Origin of the sequence: Streptomyces telluris (assembly GCF_024519335.1) — a bacterium.
Lineage (GTDB): Bacteria > Actinomycetota > Actinomycetes > Streptomycetales > Streptomycetaceae > Streptomyces > Streptomyces telluris.
Map to the genome: position 1 here is coordinate 69,975 of NZ_JANIID010000035.1, position 22,257 is coordinate 92,231.

The 22,257-nt window shown below is 73.9% G+C and carries 17 protein-coding genes; 14 read left to right on the plus strand and 3 right to left on the minus strand.

Annotated features, from left to right (window positions below):
* Positions 1-7: 7 nt before the first annotated feature.
* The 4 genes from pgk (at position 8) to NQU55_RS29740 (ending at position 3,954) form a co-directional block, all read left to right on the plus strand.
* A complete protein-coding gene (pgk, locus tag NQU55_RS29725; protein ID WP_168094640.1) occupies positions 8-1,216 on the plus strand; it encodes a phosphoglycerate kinase in 1,209 nt (402 codons plus the stop codon).
* A complete protein-coding gene (locus NQU55_RS29730) occupies positions 1,213-2,334 on the plus strand; it encodes an iron-containing alcohol dehydrogenase (protein WP_168094639.1) in 1,122 nt (373 codons plus the stop codon). The genes pgk and NQU55_RS29730 overlap by 4 nt, the downstream gene beginning before the upstream one ends.
* A 760-nt stretch (positions 2,335-3,094) precedes the next feature.
* Positions 3,095-3,343, plus strand: a complete 249-nt coding sequence (locus NQU55_RS29735; RefSeq protein ID WP_168094638.1) for a hypothetical protein — start codon at positions 3,095-3,097, stop codon at positions 3,341-3,343.
* Between the two features lie 38 nt (positions 3,344-3,381).
* Complete coding sequence (locus tag NQU55_RS29740; RefSeq protein ID WP_256791500.1) at positions 3,382-3,954, plus strand: hypothetical protein; 573 nt, start codon at positions 3,382-3,384, stop codon at positions 3,952-3,954.
* 16 nt (positions 3,955-3,970) lie between these two features.
* Here the strand turns inward: NQU55_RS29740 and NQU55_RS29745 are convergent, their stop codons facing one another.
* A complete protein-coding gene (locus tag NQU55_RS29745; protein WP_168094636.1) occupies positions 3,971-4,615 on the minus strand; it encodes a TetR/AcrR family transcriptional regulator in 645 nt (214 codons plus the stop codon).
* 162 nt (positions 4,616-4,777) lie between these two features.
* On the opposite strand from NQU55_RS29745, the gene NQU55_RS29750 reads away from it, so the two are divergent.
* Together NQU55_RS29750 and NQU55_RS29755 are read left to right on the plus strand one after the other, a co-directional pair.
* Complete coding sequence (locus NQU55_RS29750) at positions 4,778-5,341, plus strand: dihydrofolate reductase family protein (RefSeq protein WP_168094635.1); 564 nt, start codon at positions 4,778-4,780, stop codon at positions 5,339-5,341.
* 128 nt (positions 5,342-5,469) lie between these two features.
* Entirely contained in the window at positions 5,470-5,682 is a 213-nt protein-coding gene (locus NQU55_RS29755) for a DUF4287 domain-containing protein (RefSeq protein WP_168094634.1), read from the plus strand.
* A gap of 166 nt (positions 5,683-5,848) precedes the next feature.
* On the opposite strand, the gene NQU55_RS29760 is transcribed toward NQU55_RS29755, so the two are convergent.
* Together NQU55_RS29760 and NQU55_RS29765 are read right to left on the minus strand one after the other, a co-directional pair.
* Positions 5,849-6,673, minus strand: a complete 825-nt coding sequence (locus NQU55_RS29760; protein WP_168094633.1) for an ABC transporter permease — start codon at positions 6,671-6,673, stop codon at positions 5,849-5,851.
* Positions 6,670-7,608 carry an ATP-binding cassette domain-containing protein gene (locus tag NQU55_RS29765; RefSeq protein WP_168094632.1) on the minus strand — a complete coding sequence of 313 codons (939 nt, stop codon included), beginning with the start codon at positions 7,606-7,608 and terminating at the stop codon, positions 6,670-6,672. The genes NQU55_RS29760 and NQU55_RS29765 overlap by 4 nt, the downstream gene beginning before the upstream one ends.
* 1,783 nt (positions 7,609-9,391) lie before the next feature.
* Here NQU55_RS29765 and NQU55_RS29770 point away from each other — a divergent pair.
* The 8 genes from NQU55_RS29770 to NQU55_RS29805 form a co-directional block, all read left to right on the plus strand.
* Complete coding sequence (locus NQU55_RS29770) at positions 9,392-10,816, plus strand: hypothetical protein (protein ID WP_256791501.1); 1,425 nt, start codon at positions 9,392-9,394, stop codon at positions 10,814-10,816.
* Positions 10,817-10,843: 27 nt separating this feature from the next.
* The gene (locus NQU55_RS29775) at positions 10,844-12,091 is read left to right on the plus strand and encodes a hypothetical protein (RefSeq protein WP_168096693.1); all 1,248 of its coding nucleotides are present in this window, start codon (positions 10,844-10,846) and stop codon (positions 12,089-12,091) included.
* Complete coding sequence (locus NQU55_RS29780; protein ID WP_256791503.1) at positions 12,088-14,661, plus strand: hypothetical protein; 2,574 nt, start codon at positions 12,088-12,090, stop codon at positions 14,659-14,661. Before NQU55_RS29775 ends, NQU55_RS29780 begins: the two co-directional genes overlap by 4 nt.
* Complete coding sequence (locus NQU55_RS29785; protein ID WP_168093744.1) at positions 14,658-16,004, plus strand: hypothetical protein; 1,347 nt, start codon at positions 14,658-14,660, stop codon at positions 16,002-16,004. Before NQU55_RS29780 ends, NQU55_RS29785 begins: the two co-directional genes overlap by 4 nt.
* Entirely contained in the window at positions 16,001-17,626 is a 1,626-nt protein-coding gene (locus NQU55_RS29790; protein WP_168093745.1) for a VWA domain-containing protein, read from the plus strand. Before NQU55_RS29785 ends, NQU55_RS29790 begins: the two co-directional genes overlap by 4 nt.
* The gene (locus NQU55_RS29795; protein ID WP_256791504.1) at positions 17,623-18,273 is read left to right on the plus strand and encodes a 4Fe-4S single cluster domain-containing protein; all 651 of its coding nucleotides are present in this window, start codon (positions 17,623-17,625) and stop codon (positions 18,271-18,273) included. Before NQU55_RS29790 ends, NQU55_RS29795 begins: the two co-directional genes overlap by 4 nt.
* A complete protein-coding gene (locus NQU55_RS29800) occupies positions 18,270-19,685 on the plus strand; it encodes a hypothetical protein (protein WP_240976487.1) in 1,416 nt (471 codons plus the stop codon). The genes NQU55_RS29795 and NQU55_RS29800 overlap by 4 nt, the downstream gene beginning before the upstream one ends.
* On the plus strand, positions 19,682-22,257 hold a 2,576-nt coding region (locus tag NQU55_RS29805), incomplete at its 3' end, for an AAA family ATPase (RefSeq protein ID WP_256791505.1). The genes NQU55_RS29800 and NQU55_RS29805, both read left to right, overlap by 4 nt.

The window sequence follows — 22,257 nt, forward strand, 5'->3', positions numbered from 1 at the left end:
TCCCTCCATGCTTTCGGCGCTTTCGGCGCCCGCCATGGCGGGACTCCCGCTCCTGCGGGAACGGCCGGTCCGGGCCGGCGAGCGGTGGGTCTTCTCCGCCGGCTTCAACGTCGGCCCGGCCCTGGCGGACACCACCCGCATCGACTGCGAGGTCCCCGACCTGCTGCGCCTCACGCAGGCCGGGGCCCGCGTCGCCGTCCTCGCCCACCAGGGCAGCCATCGCGACGGCACCGCCCGGTCCCTGGAGTACGTGGCCCGTCACCTGGGCCGGGCGCTCGGCCGTCAGGTCGGCTACCACCCCGAGTCCACCGGGGACGGGGCCGTCGAACGGGCCCGCGCACTGCGGGACGGCGAGGTCGTGCTGTTCGGCAACACCCGCCACCACGCCGGGGAGGAGGCGGGCGACCCGGAGCTCGCCCGGCAGTTCGCGCTCCTCGGTGACCTGGTCGCCGTCGGCGGCTTCTCCAAGGCCCACCGCGCCCACGCCTCGAACACCGGCATCCTGCACCACCGGCCCGGCTGGGCCGCCGACAGCCTGCTCGCCGAGACCGCGGCCCTGGCCCCCTGGGCCGGCCGCGCACCCGGCACCCGCTCCGTCGCCGTCCTCGGCGGCGTCAAGCCGGAGAAGACTCTCATCGGCCTCCGGCGGCTCGCCGAGACCTACGACGTCGTCGTGCCCGGCGGCGTCGTCCTCACCACCCTGCTGCGCGTCCTCGGCCACGAGGTCGGGCGCTCGGAGCTCGGCAGCAGCCCCGGGAAGTGCGCCGAGGCGGCCTCCCGCGTCCTGGCCGGCTCCCACGCCGAGATCCACCTCCCCGAGCGGGTCGTCGTCCGCGGCCCCGGAGGCGAGGCCCGCACGGTGGACCTCGCCGACGGCGTCCCCGCCGACCACGCGATCGTGGACTTCGAACTCCCCGCGCGTACCCAAGAGACGCTGCGGCAACTGCGCGAGCACGGCGGCCGGGCCCTCCTGGCGGGCACCCCGAGCCGCTGGACCGACGGCTTCGGCACCGCGGCCCGCCCCCTGCTCGACGCGTTCGCCGCACCGGGCGTGCGGGCCCTGCTCCTCGGCGGCGACACCGTGGCCGAACTCCCCTGGGGCGGCCCGGTGTCCGGGGGCGGCGGGTCCGCCCTCCAGTACCTCGCGGACGGCACGTGCGCCGTGTTCGACGCCCTGCGGTCCCAGCACTCCCCCGGAAGGACGGCCACACCGTGATCATCGATCTGAGTACCCCCACCACCGTGCGCTTCGGGCGGGGCCGCCTGGCCGAACTGGGCGCCGTCACCGCGGAGCGGGGCCGGGACGCCCTCCTCGTCTGCGGGCGCACCTCGGCCCGCCGGCACGGGCACCTGGACGCGGCCCTGTCCTCCCTCGCCGACGCCGGGGTGCGCGTCACCGTCTTCGACGACGTCTCGCCCGACCCCCGGGCGCACGAGATCGACGCCGCGGTCGCGCAGGCCCGGGCCGCGGGCTGCGACGTCGTGATCGGCCTCGGCGGCGGCAGCGCCCTCGACGCGGCCAAGGCCGTCGCCGTGAGCCTGCGCCACGGTCCGTGCGGCCCGCTCGTGGGCCGCACGCTGGAGCGGACCGCCGACCCGGTCCCCGTCATCGCGGTCCCGACCACGGCGGGCAGCGGCGCCGAGGTCACCAAGGGCGCGATCGTCACCGACACGGACCGCAGCCTCAAGGCCGGGATCCGCGGCGACGACCTGTTCCCGGCCGTCGCCCTGATCGACCCCGCCCTGCTGCGCAGCGTCCCCGCACGGGTCGCGGCCGAGAGCGGGTTCGACGCCCTGGCCCACGCGGTCGAGGGCTACGTCGCCCGGCGCGCCAATGCCATCACCCGGCACCACGCGGAGTGGGCGCTCGGCCTGCTCGGCCACCGCCTCCCGCAGGCCGTCGCCGGCGACCTCTCCGACGAGGTGCTCGACGACATGGCGCTGGCCGCCCTCCTCGGCGGCCTGAACGTCGCGAACGCCAGCACGTGCCTCCCGCACCGTGTGCAGCAGGCCATGGGTGCGGTGCCGCGCGTGCGCATCTCCCACGGCCGCGGGCTCGCCGCCGTCTACCCCGCCTGGCTGGAACTGACCTACGCCCACGCCCCCGGGTCCTTCGACCGGATCGGTGAGCTGCTGGGCGGCCCCGACGTCGGGCTCGCCCTCGGCCGCATCATGGAGGACACGGGCGTCCGCGAGGGCCTGGGCGCGCACGGGTTCGCACCGGGCGACCTGGAAACGGTCGCGGGGTCGGTCGTCGGCAACACGGCCAACGACCCGAACCCGTCGTTGGACGACACCACCGTCAAGGCGATCCTGGAGCACTCGATGACGTGACCAGCAGCCGGCACGGGCGGCGGACAGGCCACTGCCGGCGGACAGCCCGCTGCCCGTGCCTCCGGAAGCTCTTCCGAGCACCGGAGGCACGGGCACCGAACCTGATCCGGACAGCCTCTGCTGCAACAAAGGCCATCCTGTATCCCCTGTTTGTGTCGAGTGGCAACGGCCGGGGAGACCGCGTCGAAAGGCCGTGGCACAGCACACGGCGGAGAGAAGTCAGGCATGCACGGGAGCACCACGCGGCGAACAGGAAGCGGCTCTGCTGCGAACCGGACGGCCTGACCGTATCGATATGGCGCAATAGCCCGTACGCCGGCCAACCGGATCGAGGAAGGAAAGGGGCAGGGCCATGTCCGGCCGCACTGACGTCATGTCAGCCCCCCTTCGCCTTTCGGCTAGCCGTTCGTCGGTCGGGAGCGGATGGCCTTGCCGGGCGCTGTCCGCCTCCCCGATACGAGGTAACCATCCACCCCGGGAAGGCCTCCCGCAACGGCGGAGTGGGCCGGAAAAGGGGACTACGACCGCGTCGCCGCGAAACAGCCGCACGCCGAAGTCGCGTTGACCTGCGGCGCTTCCCCCGAGGAGCGTGCTCTGGGATCGGGACAGAGTGAAACAACCACGCGTGCGCCGTCTGGACGCCGCTCGTGCACCAGGAGGAACGTGAGACCTTGAGGTACTGGTCTGTTCCGGCCCTGCAAGGCCGGACGGACGCTTTCGGGACCTCGTGTCGAGTGGCAACGGACCCGAGGAGATCACCTTGGACATGCGTACGCCCGCCCAGCGCATAACGCCCACCCAGTGCATCGAGAACCCCGTCACGCCCGGCAGACTCCTGCTGCCCGGAACGGCCGTCGTCATCATCGTGGTCGTGCTCACCGCGGCCGTGACGCTGACGCTGCTCGGTCTGCCGCTGGAATCGGTGGCGGCGGTCCTCGCCGTCGCGGGCACCACGGCCGTCGGCGTCATCCGCCGCACGGCCGCCGCCTTCGCTGCCCACCGCGTCTGAAGGAGGCGTCCGTGGGGTGCCGCACCAGCGCCCCGGTGATGCCTGAACCCGTGGAAACGCTCGCGCAGTGGCTGCGGTCACTGCGCGGGCGTTCGGGGCAGAGCTACCGCCGGATGGCGCACTACGCGACCGCAAATCTTCACCAGCAGGTGCCGTACCTGCGCTTCTTCCACGCCGACCGGGGCGAGCGGCTCCCGGCGTGGTCCACCGTCCGCGTCTACGTCCGCGTCTGCGGCGGCGACGAGCAGCACGCGTACCGTCTGTGGAAGCAGGCCGCCTCGGCCGGGGAGCACCGACCGTCCCCGCCGCCCCTCAAGCCGGAGTTCATCCGCCGGCCGCTCGACCTCCTCGACGCCATGCGGGCCATGCGCGGCACCCGGGGCGAACCCGGTTACCGTACGCTCCGCGAGCTCGAACTCCTCGCGGGGCCGGGCCGGTTGCCGCGCTCCACCCTCGGCGCGGTCCTCAGCGGCCGCCGCATGCCGTCGAAGGACCTGCTGCTGACCTTCGTCGGCCTGACGGCAGGCGTCTCCCCGGGCTCGCACAAGTCCCTGCTGTGGGAGGAGGCATGGGAGCGGGCGGACCGCTACCGCAGGGGTTCCGCCTCTTGAACCCGCGCTCGGTGTGTCAGATGCCGCGTTCGATCATGTCGATGACGTGCCGGCCGGCTTCGTGGGCCTGGGAGGGGAGGAGGCCGCGGAGCGGGCCGTCGATGAGCAGGACGGCGAGTCCGTGGACGGCCGACCAGGCGAGGAACTCGGCTCCGGGGCGCCGGTCCTCGGCCAGAAGACCGGCGTCCACGAGGCCGTCGAGGGCTTCGCCGAGCAGCTCGAAGGGGGTCTTGCCGGTGATGCCAGCGGCGGTCTCGGCGGCGGCGTGGGCCATGTCGCCGGGCACGTGGAAGGCCGTGCGGAACAGGCCGGGTTGCTCCTGGGCGAAGCGGAGGTAGCCGGTGCCGACGGCACGGAAGCGGGCCCGGGCGGCGGCCGCCGGGTCTCCGGCGGGCGGCAGGGCGGCCTGTTCGGCCTCCATCGTGCGGGCGATCTGGGCCATGGCCGCCTGGGAGACGGCGTGGAGCAGGGCGCCGCGGTCGGCGAAGTGCCGGTAGGCGGCGTTGGGGGTGACCCCGGCCTCCCGCGTGGCGGCGCGCAGCACGATGGCCTCCGGGCCGCCCTGACGGGCGAGTTCGAGGGCGGCCTCGATCAGTGCGTTGCGGAGGTCGCCGTGGCGGTAGGTCTCCCGCTTGGGCTTGCCGTCTTTGGTTGCCGTCATGGCCGCCGCCTCCAATGTGGACAGCATCCACTTAGGTCGTCTAGGCTCCTGCATGATCACTCGGGGGATGCGGATCAATACACCCTCCGAATGTGGACATCGTACACAAGTGGCGATCGGCGGCCTTCCGGACGCCTGTCGCCGAAGGGGGACCCGGCACTCATGGGCAAGATCACGCACTTCGTGCACCAGTCGCTGGACGGCTTCATCGAAGGACCGAACGGCGAGTTCGACTGGCCCCGCATGGACGGCGAACTGTCCGCCTATTCACAGGCCCTCACCGACAGCGCCGACATCTTCCTGTACGGCCGCGTGGTGTGGGACATGATGTCCGGCTTCTGGCCCCGCGCTGAGGAGTTCTCCACCCACGAGCACGACCTCGCGTTCGCACCCGTCTGGCGAGCGGCGTCCAAGGTGGTCGTCTCCTCGACGCTGACCGAGGCCGACTGGAACACCCGCGTCATCAACACCGACGTCGTCGAGCAGCTCACCGCGCTCAAGAACGGCGGTGCGCACCTGCTGCTGTTCGGCGGCTCCGCGCTGGCCGGGTTCCTGACCGAGCACCAGCTGATCGACGAGTACCAGATCTTCGTCCACCCCGTCGTCCTCGGCGGCGGCAAGCCCGTCTTCGCCTCCCCGCAGCAGCGCATCGACCTGACCCTGGCCGAGACCAGGACCTTCGACTCCCAGGTGGTTCTCCTCCGCCACGAACGGACCGACGGCTAGGCCGTTCGCCCAAGCTGTTTCGACGGGCAGGTCGCCCGCCGACCAGGCTCCCGCACCCGAAGTACGCATCCGCCGACCAGGCTCCCGCACCCGAAGTACGCACACGGCTCCAGAAGGAAGAACGCGACATGACCGCCACGCCGAAAGGCCCTGCCAGCTACTTCCCCTCCATCGAGAAGAAGTACGGCCGCCCGATCACGGAATGGAAGGACCTCATCCGCTCCTCGCCCCTGGCCAAGCACATGGAGCTCGTCACCTGGCTGAAGGCCGAACACGGCCTGGGGCACGGCCACGCCAACGCTCTGGTCGCCCACACCCTCGCGGAAGACGCGGGCAAATGAACCAGCGCCGGGCCGGCTCGTCCGCCTCGGTTGCGGTCTGCGGTGCAGTCGATATAGCTGTTGCACCGCAGACCGCGCCGCGCCGCGCCGAGGGCTCCCCGGCCTCCCATCCGGCGGACCGGGCCGGATGGGAGGCCGGGGGGCCGGGGGCCGGGGGCCGGGTCCGTCAGCGGCTCAGGTCCCGGAACCGCTTCACTGCCAGCGGGAAGAACACCGCGATCAGGACCACCGGCCAGGCCACCGCGAGGAGTTCCGCGTGGGTCGCGGCCCAGGAGTCGCCATCCGCGCCCGGGTTGCCGAACAGACCGCGTACCGCGGTGGCCGTCGCCGACATCGGGTTCCACTCCACGATCGCCCCCAGCCACGACGGCATCGATTCGGGCGAGGCGATGGCGTTGGAGAGGAAGCTGACCGGCCAGACCAGGATCTGCACCGCCTGCACCAGTTCCGGCTTGCCCGCGACCATCGCCAGGTGGATGCCGATCCACAGCATCGCGAACCGCAGCAGCAAGAGCAGCCCCACCGCGCCCAGGAAGGAGGCGAATCCTTCGTGGTGGCGCCAACCGATCGCGTACCCGACCGCGATCATCACGGTCAGGCCGACCGCCGACTGCAGCATGTCCGCGGCGCTCCGTCCGACCAGGACCGCGCCGGAGTTCATGGGCATCGAGCGGAACCGGTCGATGACCCCCTTGCCGAGATCCTGGGTGACCGAGAGCATCGTCGCCTCAAGGCCGAAGGCCATGGTCATGGTGAGCATGCCGGGCACCAGGTAGGCCTTGAAGTCCCCGTCGACGCCCTGCCCGCCGCCGATCAGGTAGCTGAACATCAGCAGCATCATCACCGGGAAGACCAGGCCGACGACCACCTGCACGGGCTGACGCGCCCAGTGGGCCAGCTCGCGCCTGGTCATCGTCCAGGAGTCGGCGGCCGCCCAGCTCAGCTTCGAACCCGTGCCGTGCGCCGTGCTCACACCGTGAGTCGCACTCATGCGGCGTCCTCCTTCGTCAGGTGCATGAAGACCTCGTCGAGCGTCGGCCGGCGTACCGCGATGTCCTCCGCCTCGATGCCGGCCGCCTCCAGTACCCGCACGGTCTCGGCGAGTGCGGCCATCCGGTCGGTGACCGAGGCACTGACCATCCGCCGGTCCTCGTCCACCACTGCGTCACCGGGCAGGACAGAGGCCGCGCGTGCCAGCTGGGACGCGTCGTGCAGGACCACGTCGATGCGGTCACCGCCGGTCCTGGACTTCAGCTCGTCCGCCGTGCCCTCCGCGATGACCCTTCCGTGGTTGATCACCGCGATCCGGTCGGCCAGCTGGTCGGCCTCCTCCAGGTACTGCGTGGTCAGCAGGACGGTCGTGCCGCCGCCCACCAGTGAGCGCACCGCGTTCCACACCTCCGTGCGGCCGCGAGGGTCGAGCCCGGTCGTGGGCTCGTCCAGGAAGAGCACCTGAGGCCGGGAGATGAGGGACGCCGCCAGGTCGAGCCGCCGCCGCATGCCGCCGCTGTACTGCTTGACGGCCTTGCCCCCGGTGTCGGCGAGCCCGAACCGGGCCAGGAGCTCGTCGGCCCGCGCGCCGGCGCGGCGCGCGCCGAGATGGTACAGGCGGCCGAACATCTCCAGATTCTGGCGGCCGCTGAGCTCTTCGTCGACGGCGGCGTTCTGGCCGAGCAGCCCGATCCGCGAACGCACCTCGTCCGCCCCGGTCCTCACGTCGACTCCCGCCACCTCTACGCGCCCCTCGTCGGGGCGCAGCAGCGTGGACATGATGCGTACGGCCGTGGTCTTGCCCGCGCCGTTCGGGCCGAGAATCCCCTGGACGGTCCCGGCCCGGACCGTGAGATCGAGTCCGTCGAGGGCCTGCTTGTCCCCGTACCTCTTCCGCAGGCCTTCGACGACGATCGCCGGATCGCAGTCAGACAAAACACTCTCCCCAGGCAGTAATCAAACTTGACTAGAGGCTGCAAGGTACGGCCTCCCGGTCGACTAGTCAAACTTGATTACGTGCGCCCGTGAGCTTGCCGCCCCCGTCTCGTGCGGGCACGTCCGGTGATCCGTCAGCCGTCGGCGCCACCGTCGACGCTGCTCTGATCAGTCACCGTGGTCGGCGGGCCGTCGTTCATGCCTGAGGAACCGTTCTTCCCCGATAGCTGCTTCGTCTTCGGGAGCGGCCAGCGGGTGCGCTGCACCTTCCCGGCCGGCCTGGGCCCGTCACTGTCGGCGACGACTGTCGTCCCTGTCCGGCTGGACGAGGACATCCCCGCTCCCGGCAAGGTGACCGGCGGCTCGGTATCCGTGAGCAGCATCGACGATAGAACACGAACAACAACCGGACGCCGTTCGAGATCCCCACCAACCCGGACGCGCCAGGGTCGTAGCACCGACACCACCCCCCTACGCATCGCGCCGCCCGTCCGGCGGAAGCTGCCCCGGCCCCGGGGGAACCGGGGCCGGGGCCACGAGCACAGGTCCACTGCCCGTGCTCGGTGCGCGGGCGCCACGGCCGTGGGCGGCGCGGCCCATCGCACCGCTTCGGCCCCAAGCTGACGGTCGCCCTCGGCACACCGGGCAAGGTCGCCGACTTTCTCCGCACCACCCGGCCGGGGCCGCCGAGCGGCCGCGCTCGACCACCGTGACCGTACGGCGAGGCCGGGGCTGCACCCTGCGCGTGAGCGCCGTGGCCGCCGTGCACCGTGGGCTCGTCGCCCGATGCCACCCCCTCGACGGCGCCGGCGGGGCCCCGGTATCCGCCGCTTGACGCGCACCCTCGGACGACGGCAGCGCGCCGACGACAACCGTCACCGCCGCGGTCGAGCGGATCGCCGGCACGTCACGCAGGGCCGCCCAGCCCACGGCAGAACGCCGCCGCGTCAACCGGTGGCGGGGCCCCTGAATGCGACCGTGGAATGATCCTTTCGGAATTCCTCCCAAGAGGCGTTGCACCCCGGGGCCGCTGTGTCATCATGATGGACTCCGAGGCCGGACACCGTGAACTGTGCGGCGGAAAAAGCCAGTTGGGATCTCGGGAGATCCCGGGAGATCGAGGTGGCCCGTCGGCGCCGGTGACCGGCGGATCACCATGGAGAGTCGGGGGATTCATCGGATGGGGGGAACCCGTATTGATCAGGCGTGCCCAGTGTGCGGAACTCCCGAGCAGGACGGCGAGTTCTGCACGGTCTGTCCGTGTTGTCAATGGCGGCTCCACGACGACCCGGTCCTGGGCGAGCTGACGGCGGAGGAGATACAGCAGGCCATATCGGCCTTAGAGGGGGCCGGTCACGCCTGGGACGCACGGGCAGCGGCGCTCTCGGCGCCGGATCCGTCCGGCCGCGACGGCACCGGGTACGGACGTGACGGCACCAGGTACGAACACGCGCGCGGAAGGGCCGCGGCCCTCCTCCGGGGCGGGCCACCGAGACCGGGGGAGAAAGATCCGCCCCTTCCGCCGGATTACCCGGGACAGTCTCCCGGGGCAGCGGCTACGGATCACGGAAATGACATCGACTCCCTGTTCGATCAGGGCACCGAACAGCTTTTCTTCATCGAATTCACGCCTGGTGGCGCCGCCCTGGCCGAGGTGGCGGTAGGTGAGGGCGGCATACCCCGCCACATCGGTACGGAAATGACCGAATGGCCTTCGATAGCCCCGGAACTCGACGACCGCCCAGATATCCGCCGTTTCCAACTAGCAGGCGGCATCGGAACCTTGGGGCCCGTTTCGCGCAGGAAATTCGACGCCGCCGTCGTGGACTGGCTGAAGACGCGCCTCCGGCTCTCCGGCAGGTGCTCCGGCGTCCTGCTGACACCCCGCAGCGGCTGGGTCCTGCTGGAGCGCGCCGCGGCCGCCGTACGCGCCGCCTGCCCCCTGCTGGCCGAGGTGCACCGCGGCAGGACGATCGCCGCGGACGGCACGACCACCGACGCCGTCCGGGAGCTCCTGCGCACCGCGCCGCTCCTCTCCGACCACACCCTCTTGCTGGCGCGGGCCGACCGGCTGACCGGGGCGGTGCGGCTCCACAGCCATGTGCTCTTCCCCGCGGGCGCCCGGCTCGCCCGCGGGGAAACCGCGACCACGGACATCACCGTGTACGGCGGCGTCGGCGCTCCCGCGCCGCTCCTCCTCCCGGTGCTGGCCGGCAGACCGGCCGCGGACGGCTCCGGCGCCACACCCCTGGCCGTACACCAAGTCACCGTAGGGGCAGGGGAAAGAGCCCGGCTGACGTTCGCCCTGCACGGACCCGGCGAGGTCGAGCTCGTCGCCCACAAGGACAGTTCGCCGGACACCCCTGGCATGCCGGCAGACATGCAAGGCACACCGGACACCCCAGGCTCGCCGGGCACAACCGGCGCGCCCCGCACACCGGAAGAGCACACCGCCATCGACATACCCACCCTCCGCCTCCCTCGCCGGATCGTCCGCCCCGCGCGGCTGGAGCTCCTGTTCACCGTCGAGCTCAGCGGCGGCGACGAGGCGGAGACCGAGGAGCGCCTGGAGTTCGTCCGGGACCTCGTCTCGGCGCTGGCCCGGCACGACGGTTCCGAGGCCCTTCTGCGCACCGGGGCGGTCGGCCATTACGACCACGTGATCCGCGAGAGCGCCTACGCCTCTCCCCGGGTGCTGCTGCAGTCGCCGGTTCCGGTCGGCCCGCCGTCCGCCACCCTGGCCGCCCTCGGCGGCTGGCGGCCCGCACGGCGCGCGCAGGACACGGCGTCGTCGCTGGAGGACGCGCTCAAGGCGGTGGCGGGGCTCGCCACCACGACCGGTGGCTACGCGGAGCACGTGCGGCGCGTGGTCCTGATCGTCGCTCGCCGGCCGCCGGGGCTGCCCGAGCAGCGCGGCATCGTCCCCGGCTGCCCGCTCGGCGTCGACTGGCAGGCCGAGCTGGGCCGCTTGCGCTCCACCGGTGTGCGGGTGATGACCAGGGCGGATCCCGTCACCGGACCTCCGCCGTCCGACCAACCGGGCGCGGCGGCCCACCACTACGCCGAGGCGGCGTGGGCCGCCCTCGCCGCCGACGGCGCCTTCCGGCCCGGCGCCGATGCCGCGGCCGCCGTGGCGAAGGAGCTCACCCCGGTCTGGCGGGTGGAGGGCCCCGACTGCCGCCTGGCCTTCGCCGCGCCCCTCTTGTGACACACCGCTCCGGTTCGAGGAGACTTCATGTCCGCTGATTTCTACGACCCCAACAAGAAGTCGGACGACGGCCACCCATGGGCGCCGGCCGCTCCCCGCTCCGGCAACGGCGCACAGCCCGCCGAGCCCGAGAACAACGGTGCGGGACGGTGGGACTCCGCCCACGTGCCGCCCCAGGCTCCCGAGCAGCCCGGGGCCGCTCCCTACGGGCCCGCGTCGTCGAGCCTGCCCGCCGCGCCCGCCTACCCGGCGCTGCCGCCCCTGCCGCCCGTCGTGGACGGCAACCTCGACCCGCTGCGGATCCCGGCGGCGCCGCAGGAGCAGGGGGACGGACCGGACCGCCTGCGGATCGGGCTGTGGGGCGCGCCCCGCTCGGGCAAGACCACCTATCTGGCGGCGATGCCGATCGCCGCGATGCAGTACCAGCGGCACGGTCAGGGCAACTGGCTGATCAGCGGCATGACGCCGGAGTCCAACACCTTCCTCACCGACAGCGTGTCGCAGCTCGCGGTCCGCCGGGTCTTCCCCCAGGCCACCGTGGGCATCCAGGGCATGAGCTGGTCGTTCCAGGGCCGGGAGGAGGCGTCGGGGGCACTGCGGTTCCGGCCTCGCGAGTCGGGTTTCGTGCTGGAGGTCCAGGACGCGTCGGGCGAGGTGTTCCGGGCGGACCACCCCCAGCACCAGGGGATCGTCGACCAGCTGGCCCGGGCCCAGGGGCTGATCTACCTCTTCGATCCGCTGGGGGACGCCCACGAGCTGACCGAGAGCCTGACGTTCTTCTTCGCGACGCTGAACGAGCTCAGCTCGCGCGTCCGGGACAGCGGCGGCCACGACCGGGGCCGGCTGCCGCACCACGTCTCCGTGTGCGTCGCCAAGTTCGACCACCCGGACGTCTTCCGGCCCGCCGTGGAGGCGGGCTGGGTCACCCAGGACTCCGTGGGCTCGCAGCTGCCGCGCGTCCCCGAGCGGCTCGGCGGGCGCTTCTTCCAGTGGATGTGCGACGACTTCCGGGGCTCCACGGCCCGCCTGGTCCGCGACGGGCTGTCCACCTTCTTCCATCCCGAGCGCATCTCGTACTACGCGACGTCCGCGATCGGCTTCCGGCTGAATCCCCAGCACGTCTTCGACTACCGCAACTACGCGAACGAGGAGACCGTCAACGGGGTCCGCCGGATCTGCACTTCTCCCGAGCCGATCAACGTGCTGGAGCCGCTGACCGACCTGGAGCGCCGGATCCGCGCCGGACGCGGCGGACGCAAGAGGTGGCGCCGGTGAACGACGGCCTCGGAACGGTACGGGTGACCGCCGACTGGGCGGTGCTGGGCAAGCATCCGGGGCAGGCCATGGGGTACGACGTCCTCGACGGCAGCCTGCCGAGGGGCCGGGCGAAGCTCTACCTCTGGGGCGCCACCACCGGTGTGCCCGACAGCCGCGCCCCCGCGGAGAGCCTGCCGTGGCGGGTGTTCCTGGGCAGCGTGAGCACGGATCCGACGCCGGTCTGTGCGGTCGTGGAGACCACCTGGGACGGCCGCACCGACGGCACCGGCGCCCCCAGCTACACCTGGCGGCTGCTCCTGCTGGACTGGTCCGAGGCGAGCGCCGCCGGGCTGACCTGGTCGGCGCTCGACCGGGTCCTGCCGGGCGACCGGCCGCTCGCCACCGGGGCGGGGGTGGTCCTCACAGCGTGTCGCGCACAGGCCGCCGAACTCGCCGCCGTCGTCGACCGGTTGTCCTTCGAGTGGGCTGCCCGCGTCGCCGCCCAGCTGCTCGACAACCGGCAGGTGGCGATCACCATGCCGCCCGGCGCCGCGCTTCCGGACCCCTCCGAACGCGTCCGCGTCCTCGACGCGATCTGCTCGCTCCTGCCCTACGGGTGCCGGGCCTGGCTCAGCGCCGCGACCTGGACGGGCCGGTCCGAGCACGACCTGCGGCTGGTCTTCGCCGCCACCGCGCCCACCGGCCGGCTGGAAGTCCGCCTGGGGGCGGGCCTCCCGCCCGAACCCCAGGGCGCCGCGGCCCACGGCTACCTGGCCGAGCTCCTCAGGCTGCGGGAGAGCGGCCGGTCCACCGCCGACCTGGTCGCACACCTCCTGGGCGCCGTCGACGTCATCGCGGCCGGCAGTCCCGAGGACGCCGTCCGCGCTCTGCGCGAGGCCGACCTGCCGGACGCGGTCGTCGCACAGATCCTCCGCGGAGAAGGAGATCTCCGCGACGTCCGGCGGCTGCTGGAGCTGCACCCGGCGCACACCCTGGGCGAGATCCGGCTGGGCGCGGTCGTGCCCTTCCTGGCCCGGAGCGCGCTCGGCGGCGGCAGCGACCTGGCCCAGGCACTGCTCCAGCAGCACTGGGGCCCGTCGACGCCGCACCTGCTCGCCCGGGACGTCGTCCTGACCGGCTCGACGCAGGATTCGTTCACGTGGGCCAGGCGCTATCTGAGCCTGGCGAGCGCCATGGAACCGGAGCATCCCGGCGCTTTCGGCGAGCTGTTCACCGCCCTCGTGGGTGCCACGAACCAGGACCCCACGTGGACGGGGACGCTCGTCTACATGGTGGAGAACGAGTTCGGGCGCACCACGGAGGCGGCCGACCGGTTGCTCCTCCGCTCCCGGGAGGCGGGGCTCGCCTGGCTCCGCACCCTGCTGAAGAACGAGACCCGCGACCTGAAGCCGCTTCGCCGGCTGACGGAGCGGGCCCGGCACACCGCCGGCAGCACCCGCGGGTGGCTCCTGTTCGCCGGTGTCCTGGCCGGGCTCCACCCTCCGGAGCAGGCCTCCCCGGTCGACGCCGCCGAGTTCCTCAACGCCGCCGACGACGCCTGGAGGACCGCTCTGGACCTCGCCGAGGCCGGGGGCGGGCCGGAGGTGACCGGCCTCATGTGGCCGCGCCTGGAGGACGTCGCGCAGCGGAGCGAGGGCCGCCTGCACCTGCTGCCCGCCCTCGACCGGCTCGTCCCGCCGGGCCGCCCGGGCACGCCTCCCGGCACTGCCGCGGAAGCCGACCTGCTGCGCGCGCTCGTCGGACAGACAGCGGACGGGGCGCGGATCCCCGCGGCGATGCCACGGCTGCAGCACCTCACCGACCCGGGAGCCCGCGCCGCCTACGCCTCCGCCCTGGTCCGGCGCATCGGGTACGACTACGAGCTCAAACGCGTCGCCGTGGAGGCCCTGCTCGGCGACGCGCCGGACGCGAGCTCCTGGCAGGTGCTCCGCCTGCTGATGGAGCAGTGGCCCACCGCGGAATCCCTCGTCGGCGAGCTCCTCGGCCGGCGGCTCACCGAGGACCCTCACCGCTGGCTCGCCCTGGTGCTCCCCGACGGCCTGGTGGCGGTCCTGGAGTGCCGCTACCACCTGGACTGGCTGCGCCCGGTCCGCGACTTCCGCAACGCCCTGCGCGACGAGGCGCCGTTCGAGACACTGGCCCGGATCATCGCAGAGGCGTCTCCCCATCACCGCATTCCCCAGCAGCTGCTGGACGAGATCGCCGTGTGTCTGACCGGCTGGCACCCCCGGGACGGCTACTTCCTCGGCATGGCGCTGGACGCCGCGGTGCCCGGCCTGGGCCGGGAGCTGTACGCGGCGCTCGCCCGGGCGGAGGGAGGCAGGGCCGTGTGCGAGCGGCTGGCCGAGTTCATCCGCGGCGAGATGGCCGACCTCCAAGAGGTGCTGGAGGCCGTGGAGGGCCCGCCCCGGTTCGCCCCGCGGATGCCGGCCGCCCACCCGCCACCGCCGCCGACGGCGGCACCACCGGGGGCCGCCGAGCATCCGGCCGCGCACCCCGGGCACGCACAGAAGAGAGGTCGGTTTTGGCACATCCCTCACCCGCGCAGGTTCCGAGACCCACTATGACGGTCTCCGCCGCCATAGCCGTCGACGCGGGTGCCCGCTTCACCCGCGTCGCCCGTGTCACCGCGGACGGCAGGCCGGTGCTGGCCGAGTTGCCCGGCCTGCTCTCCGAGGAGGGCCTGCCCGTCCCGGGGAGGCACGGCGGCGACCGCGACGCCGCCCTGCGGGCCGCGTACGCCGCGTACGTGGAGCACTACGGCACACCCGAGCGGGTCGTGCTGGTCGTCCCGCAGCAGGACCGGGCCGGTCATGTGCGCCGGGCCACGGACGTCCTCACCGAGCTCCACCGCGCCGGCCCGGTGCCGCACCTGCGAACGCTCGGCACGCCGCACGCGGTCATGGCGCTGCTGCGGCACGCGGGCACGGCGGCCGCGCCCCGCTACGCCGTGTGCGACCTCGGCGCCACCGCGGCGGAGGTGTCGGTGTGCTCCCTCGCCCCGGGGGCGGTGGTCGTGACCGGCTCGGCCCGGCACGCGCCCGCCGGCGGCTACGGCGCGGGATTCGACGCCGCCGTGCTGGCCGGCGCCGGACTTCCGGACGACGAGGCGTCGCGGCGGGAACTCGCCTGGGCCAGGGCTCAGGAAGGCGCCGCGCAGCGAATCGACACGGCCCTGGAGCGCACCGCTCGCCGTCCCGGACCGCGGTACGAGAGCGCCGTGGTCCATCAGGTGGCCGGTCGCCCGGTCACCGCCGGAGTGGTGCATCGCGCGCTCGACCGGCTCACCGGCGGTCTCGACCGCGTGCTGGACGAGGCGCTGACCGGTCAGCCGGCTCCACCGGTGGTCGCCGCCGGCGGCGCGGCCCGGTTCGGCCCGCTGATACGGCACCTGACCGGCCGTCAGAGCGCTCCGGTCGCGCTGCCCGGCGGCGTGGACCCCGCGCTGGCGGCCGTGTTCGGGGCCGCGCTCGTCGCCGCCGGGCAGGCCGACCCCGCCGACCGCTACCCGTACGCCGTGAGCGTGGGCACTCACCGGACCGTGGCGGGCGAACTCCGTGCGGAGGCCCTGCTGATCAGCCCCGCCGGGGCCCTGGAACCGGGCGGGGAGGCGGTCTTCGCCGAAACCGGCGGGCAGCGCGTCCGGTTCCGTGCCGGTCCGGCCGGTCCGGCCGGCCGGACCGCCGCGCGCACCGTCCGGATACGGGTGCACGACGCGGAGGGCGGCTCCGGGACCCCGGTGGGCGCGTTGTCGATCCCTCCGGGCGGCGAGGAGGAGCGCTTCCACGTGGGCGTGCGCATCGCCGACGACGGGACGGCCCGCCTCGTACTGCAGCCGCTGGGCGACGGGACGCCCGGCGAATACCCGCTCGGCGTCCTGCCGACCGACCTGGAGGGGGCCCGCTCGTGAGGCAGTCCGTCGAGGAGCAGTCCGCCAAGGGGCAGAGCCCCGCTCCCCCGCACCGCGGGCCGGGCGCCGGACGTGTCCGCCGCCTCGCCGCGAAGGGCCGCGCCGCGGTCGTGGCCGTGGCGCTGCTGGCCGTCTGGCCGCTCGCCGGCACCCCGGCGTCCGCCGACACGGTCCCGTCGCGCGCCGACGTCTACCGGGCCCTCGGCATCGGCGACCAGCCGGCCGACTACGTCGTCCTCGTGGACACCTCGGGCTCCATGGCCGGCGGGGGCCGGTACAGCACCGTGCGCTCCACCCTGCGCCCCTTCCTCGACGGCCTGTCGCCGCGGGACCACGTCGCCCTCGTGACCTTCGACTCCCGCCCCGAGGCGCGCTACATCGGCTCGGCGGGCAACACCGACGCGATCATGGCGCGGCTGCCCGCGGCCCCCGACCCGGGGGGCGAGACCGACATCGGGGCCGCCCTGGAGACGGCGCTGAGGGAGCTGGAGCGGCCCGGCGCGCCCGAGATCGCCTCCGTGGTGCTGCTCACCGACGGGGAGCACCACCCGCCGGGGGGCTCCCGGTACCCCAAGGCCACCGGTCCCGCGTGGGACGGCCTGCGCACACGGGCCGGGGCCGTCGGGAAGCGCGCGGAACTGGCCGGGTACGCCCTGCCGCTGGGCAGCGGCGCCACGGGCGCGGAACTGCTCGGGAGCGTCGTCCGCGACACCAGCGTGATGCGGCCGGACAGCGTCCAGGACCTGGGCGCGTACCTGAAGCGGGCGGGGGAACGCATCCGGGCCCGCAAGGCGGGCCTGCTCCTCGCCCGTGACCTCGGCAAGGGGGTCACCGTGTCCTGGGCGGACGGCGCCGCGCGCGACGTGACGGGCGGGTCCGCGACGGCCTCCGTCACCTTCCGGTCGACGACGGAACGCGTGCCGCTGACCATCAGTCAGGTGAGCGCCGCGCTCGGCGGCGCCTCCCTCGGTGTCGGCGGGCTGCCGTCGCGGATCACCCTGAGGCCAGGCGAATCCAAGACATACACCGTGCGGCTGGAGGGCGAGCTGCCGGCAGGCCCGCTGCCGTACCGCCGCACCGAGAAGGCCGGCGCCGCGCTGCGGGTGTCCGGCCGGGTGACGTCGGACTGGGAGCAGGCGCTCGCCCCGGACGTCCGGCTGGACGTGCCCGGCCGGGTACGGACCACCGGCCGGGACCTGCCGCTGCGGGCCACGGTCGGCTCCGCGGCCTTCCTGCCCGCCCTGCTCGCGGGCGTCACGGCCGCCCTGCTGGCCGTCTGGCTGTGGTGGCGGCGCACCAACCGCCCGCGCCTGCTCGGCGAACTGCTGCTCGCCCCCGCGTTCGGCGGGGCGCTGCCGGACCGCATAGCCCTCTCCGGGCGCAGGGTCGCACTGCGGCCGCGGGCGGGCGGGCGCGGCACCGTCCACGGCCGGCGCCGCAGGACGGGCGACGGGCCGCAGGTGGATCTGCTGATCCGCTACACGCCGGACGGCTCCGCGGACCGGGAGAGCCGGGCGACGTGCGGTCCCGGCCGCCAGGTCGTCGTCAACGGGGTGTCGTTCACGTACCTCCCCGCGCAGTGGGCCGACGGCCTGCCCTCCTTCACGGGGCGGCCGCAGTGAGCGCCGCCCCGGCCGTGCTCAACGTCGCCGCCACGTACGTGGGCACCGAGGCGCTGGGGCCGGGGGTGCGCTCGGCCCTGTGGGTCCAGGGGTGCCCCTTCCGCTGCGCCGGCTGCATCGCGCCCGACTGGATCCCCGACCGCCCGGCCCGGCTCGCCGGTCCCGCCGAGCTGGCGGAGGAGCTGCTCGCGGACCCGCGGGTCACCGGGCTGACCCTCTCGGGCGGCGAGCCGATGCAGCAGGCGGCCGGGCTGGCCGAAGTGGTCCGCCTGGCCCGGCAGATCCGGGACGTGTCCGTGGTCTGTTTCACCGGGCACCGCCTGGAGCGGCTGCGCGCCCGGCCGCCGTCGCCCGGCGTGCCGGACCTCCTCGCCGTCGTGGACGTCCTGGTCGACGGCCGGTACGTGGCGGCGCTGAACGACGGGCGCGGGCTGCGCGGCAGCTCCAACCAGGGGATCCACCACCTCACATCCAGGCTGGCGGACTGCGGGTACGACTTCGGCCGCGGGCCCCGCACCGCGGAACTCGCCGTGCGCGGTCCGGAGGCCCTGCTCATCGGCGTGCCGCCCCTGGGTCTGCCGGCCGCCTTCGACAGCGCGGTCGACGCCGTCCGCGCCCGCATGTTCCCGGGAAGGAAACAGCCATGAGCGGTAGGAAGCGCATCCAGGTCGACGAGTCGGAGTGGTACCGCATCCAGCGGAAGGCACAGCAGTTCAAGGACGTGCAGCGCAACCTCCCCCGGTTGATCGAGGAGGTGCGGGCCCAGACGCGCGCGGACGTCGACCGCACCTTCGCCGGGGTGCGGGAGCGGCAGCAGCGCCACGAGGAGGCGGTCCGCGGGCTGAGCGACCGGACCCGGCAGCTGGAGGCCGACACCACGCGCAGGCTCCGGGAACAGGCCGATCGGCTGCACCGCACGCTGGACGAGGCCGCGGGCCGGCTCCGGGAGGAGACCCGCCGCCGCCTGGCCGAGCAGCAGGAGGAGGCGTGCAGGGCCCTGGCCGCGGAGCGTGCCGAGCGCCGGGCGGGCATGGCCCGGCTGTCCCGGGACGTCGATGCGATGAAGGAGGACCGGGCGCGGGCCGGGGAGATCGTGCGGACCTGGCTGGCGGACGCCCGCACCATGGCCGGGCTGATCGCCGGGACGCTGCCGCACGAGCGGTACGCGCCCGGGGAGCTGGACCGGCTGATCGCGCGGCTCGGCACGGCGGAGCACAACGCCGCGGAGGGCAGGTTCGAGGCTGCCCTGGCGCTGGCGCAGGAGACGTACCACTCGCTGAGCGAGCTGCGCGTGGACACCGAGCAGCGGGAGCTGGAACGCTGCTCGGCCCAGAAGGAGGCGGTCGAGGCCCTGGTGCGCGTCGAAGCCCTCGTGCGGGGCAACGAGCAGCGGCCGGTCATCGGCCCCGACGGCGAGGTCCTGGCCGGTTACGCGCTCGACGTCGGCTACTGGTCGGAGGGTGAGCTCGACGCGCTCCGCCATGAGGCCGCGGACGCCCTCGCGCGGGCCCGCGACGACGCGACGGGCACCGCCGATCTGCACGAGCTGCGCGACCAGGAGGCGCCCCGGCTCGAACAGGATCTGGGCGGCACGGTGGAGCGGGCCGGCATGCGTCACCTCGCCTCGCAGATCCGGGTGAACCTCGCCGACGCGGTGGCCCATTCGCTCGGCGAGTACGCCTATTACGACCTGGTCGACGGGGAGTACGAGAACGCCGATCCTCGCGGCCGGTACTACGCCAGGCTCCGCAACGAGGCCGGCGGCAACGAGATCGTGGTCGACATCGCGCAGGCCGGCCGGGACTCGGAGCGGTGTGTGGTGCGCGTGCTCTCCTACGACCACGACACCACGTCCGAGGCCGATCTCCGCGACCGGGCCGAGGCGATCCAGCAGGCGCTGGCGGCGGACGGCCTGCGGGCGTCGGCGCCGGTGAGCGAGCCGGGTGCCCCGGACCCCGGCCTGCTGGACGTCGCCCGCCACCGCAGGCCGGGTCCCGCCGCCCCGGCCTCGCCCGGGTACCGGGAGGAAGCGCCGCGGCCCGGGACGGCCGCGGAATGACGGAAGCCGCCACGGAGGCGTCGTCCCCGCCCGTCGCGACGACGGAGCGGCTCGATCCGGTCTTCCTGCACAGCGGCGAGCCGTTCACGGTCCTCTACGGCCCGGGGGTGGGGGACCTCTTCGTGGACAGCGCCTACCAGGTGTGCCCGCTGGAACAGTCGCTGTGGCGGCTGCTGCGGGCCGAGGGCTTCGAGCGCGTCGTCTTCAGCTCCCTGCAGCATCCGCTCTACTTCCGGGACCGGGCTTCCCGCGACCTCTCCCGCAGCGGCGGCGCCGCCCGCGGCACGGCCGCGCCCGGGTCCCCGCGCCGGCGCACCATGCGCCACCCCCGGCTGCGCGGCCCGCTCGACGGGCTGCTGGTACGGGACTTCGGCCCCGGCTCCGCACCGGATCCTCCCGGAAACCGGCAGGACGAGACCGGCGCCACCGACGGCGCCGGCCGGGGCGACACCGGGGGCCCGCCCGCCGCGCCGCCGGCCGGTGTCTCCGACCCGTTCGGGGTGATGACCCTCGCGGGCTACCTGCGCCGGCCCGGGCAGCGCACCGCCGTGGTGTTCCCGCACACCGAGGAGATCCTGCAGCACACGCGGGCCGCGCGGCAGCTGGCCGACGCCATGGCGGCCTGGGCCGACCACGCAGACGACCGCAACCAGTGGATCCTGGTCTTCCGCAAGCCGACGCTGGAGGAGGTGGCGGACTTCGTACGGCTCCGCGGAGGGTTCCCGCTGCTGGACGCCTTCGTGAGCGAGCGGCGCTCCGCCCCGGGACGCAGCGGCACCTTCCGGATCGGCCACCCGCAGGCCGCGGAGCTGGAGCGGCTCGTCCACGCGGTCCGGCTGGAGGAGCGCATGGGCATCGCCGACTGGCGGGAGCTCGACGCGGTCGTCCGGGCGATGGCGGCCGGGCACGGAACGGTCCGGTCCTGGCGGGCCCGGCTGCGGCACGTGGCCCGCACGGAGGGCGCGCTGAGCTCCCGCATCGTGCGGCAGTGGGTCGGCACGGTGACCGAGGACGCGCGCACCCCCTGGGAACGGCTGGCCGCTCTGCCGGGCCTGGACCAGCTCAAGCAGCACGTCGACCAGTTGCGGGCCGAGGTGGAGGCGGACGAGGAACTGCGGGCCGCCGGCCGGCTCACCGCCTGCGAACCCCCGGCCCTGCACCTGGTGTTCACCGGCAACCCGGGCACCGGCAAGACCACCGCGGCCCGGCTGATCGGCGAGATCTACCGTGACCTCGGCCTGCTGAGCCGCGGCCACCTCGTCGAGGCGAGCATCAGCGACCTCGTCGCCGGCTACGTCGGGCAGACGTCCGCGCGGACCGAGGAGACCGTCGACCGCGCCCTGGACGGGGTCCTCTTCGTCGACGAGGCGTACGGCCTCAGCGACCAGCGGGACGGGTTCGGCGACCAGGCCGTCCAGACGCTGCTCAAGCGCATGGAGGACGACCGCGGCCGCCTCGTGGTCGTCGTGGCCGGCTACCCGGACAAGATGCGGGAGTTCCTCGCGGCCAACCCCGGCCTCGAAAGCCGCTTCCCTCAGCACAACGTCATCGCCTTCCCCGACTACCCGCCCGCCACCCTGCACACGATCCTGCTGCAGCGCCTCGCCGAGCGCGGCCTGCAGCTCGCGCCCGGCACCGAGGACAGGCTGCGCGAGATCGTCACCGAGATGCACCGGACCAGGGGCGAGAACTTCGCCAACGCCCGGGACATGCGCACCCTCGCCGACGCCGTCCGCAAGCAGTGGGTCCACCGCATCCGGCGCGAGGTCGCCGAGCCCGTCACGCCCGAGGACATCCCCGAGCCGTACCGGGCCTACCTGCCCAGGCCCGCGCCCGACCCCGCGGACCTGCTGGCGGGCCTCGACGCCTACGTCGGGCTGGGGCCGGTCCGGGAGGAGCTGGAGAACCTCGCCAACCGGCTGAGGATGCGCCAGGCGCTGAACAAGGGCGGCCTCGCCCCGCCCCACCTGCTGTTCACCGGGCCGCCCGGGACCGGCAAGACCACCGTGGCCCGGCTCACCGGGCGGCTGTTCCGCGAGCTCGGGCTGCTCCGCAAGGGCCACGTGGTGGAGGCGACCCGCACCGACCTCGTGGCCGGTTTCGTGGGGCAGACCGCGCCGCTGGTGCGCCGGGCGGTCCACGACGCCCTGGACGGCGTCCTGTTCATCGACGAGGCCTACAGCCTGGTCCGTGATACCGGGGGGCAGGGGGGCTTCGGCGCCGAGGCGATCGACACGCTGGTCCGGGAGATGGAGGAGTGGCGCGGCCGCCTGGTCGTCATCGCCGCGGGATATCCGCGGGACATGGACCGGCTGCTGGACGCCAACCCGGGGCTGCGCTCCCGGTTCACCGCCCGGGTGCCGTTCCCCGAGTACTCCCCGGAGGACCTGGTGGAGATCCTGCGCCGGATGGCCGCCGCAGAGGGCTACCGCCTGGGCGAGGGCGTGGCCGAGCGCGCCACGCGCTGGCTGCTGCACACGCGGCGGGCCGACCCGGCCTCCTTCGGCAACGCCCGCACGGTGCGCGGCCTGCTGGGGACCATGGAGGGCCGGATGGCCGCCCGCTTCGCGAA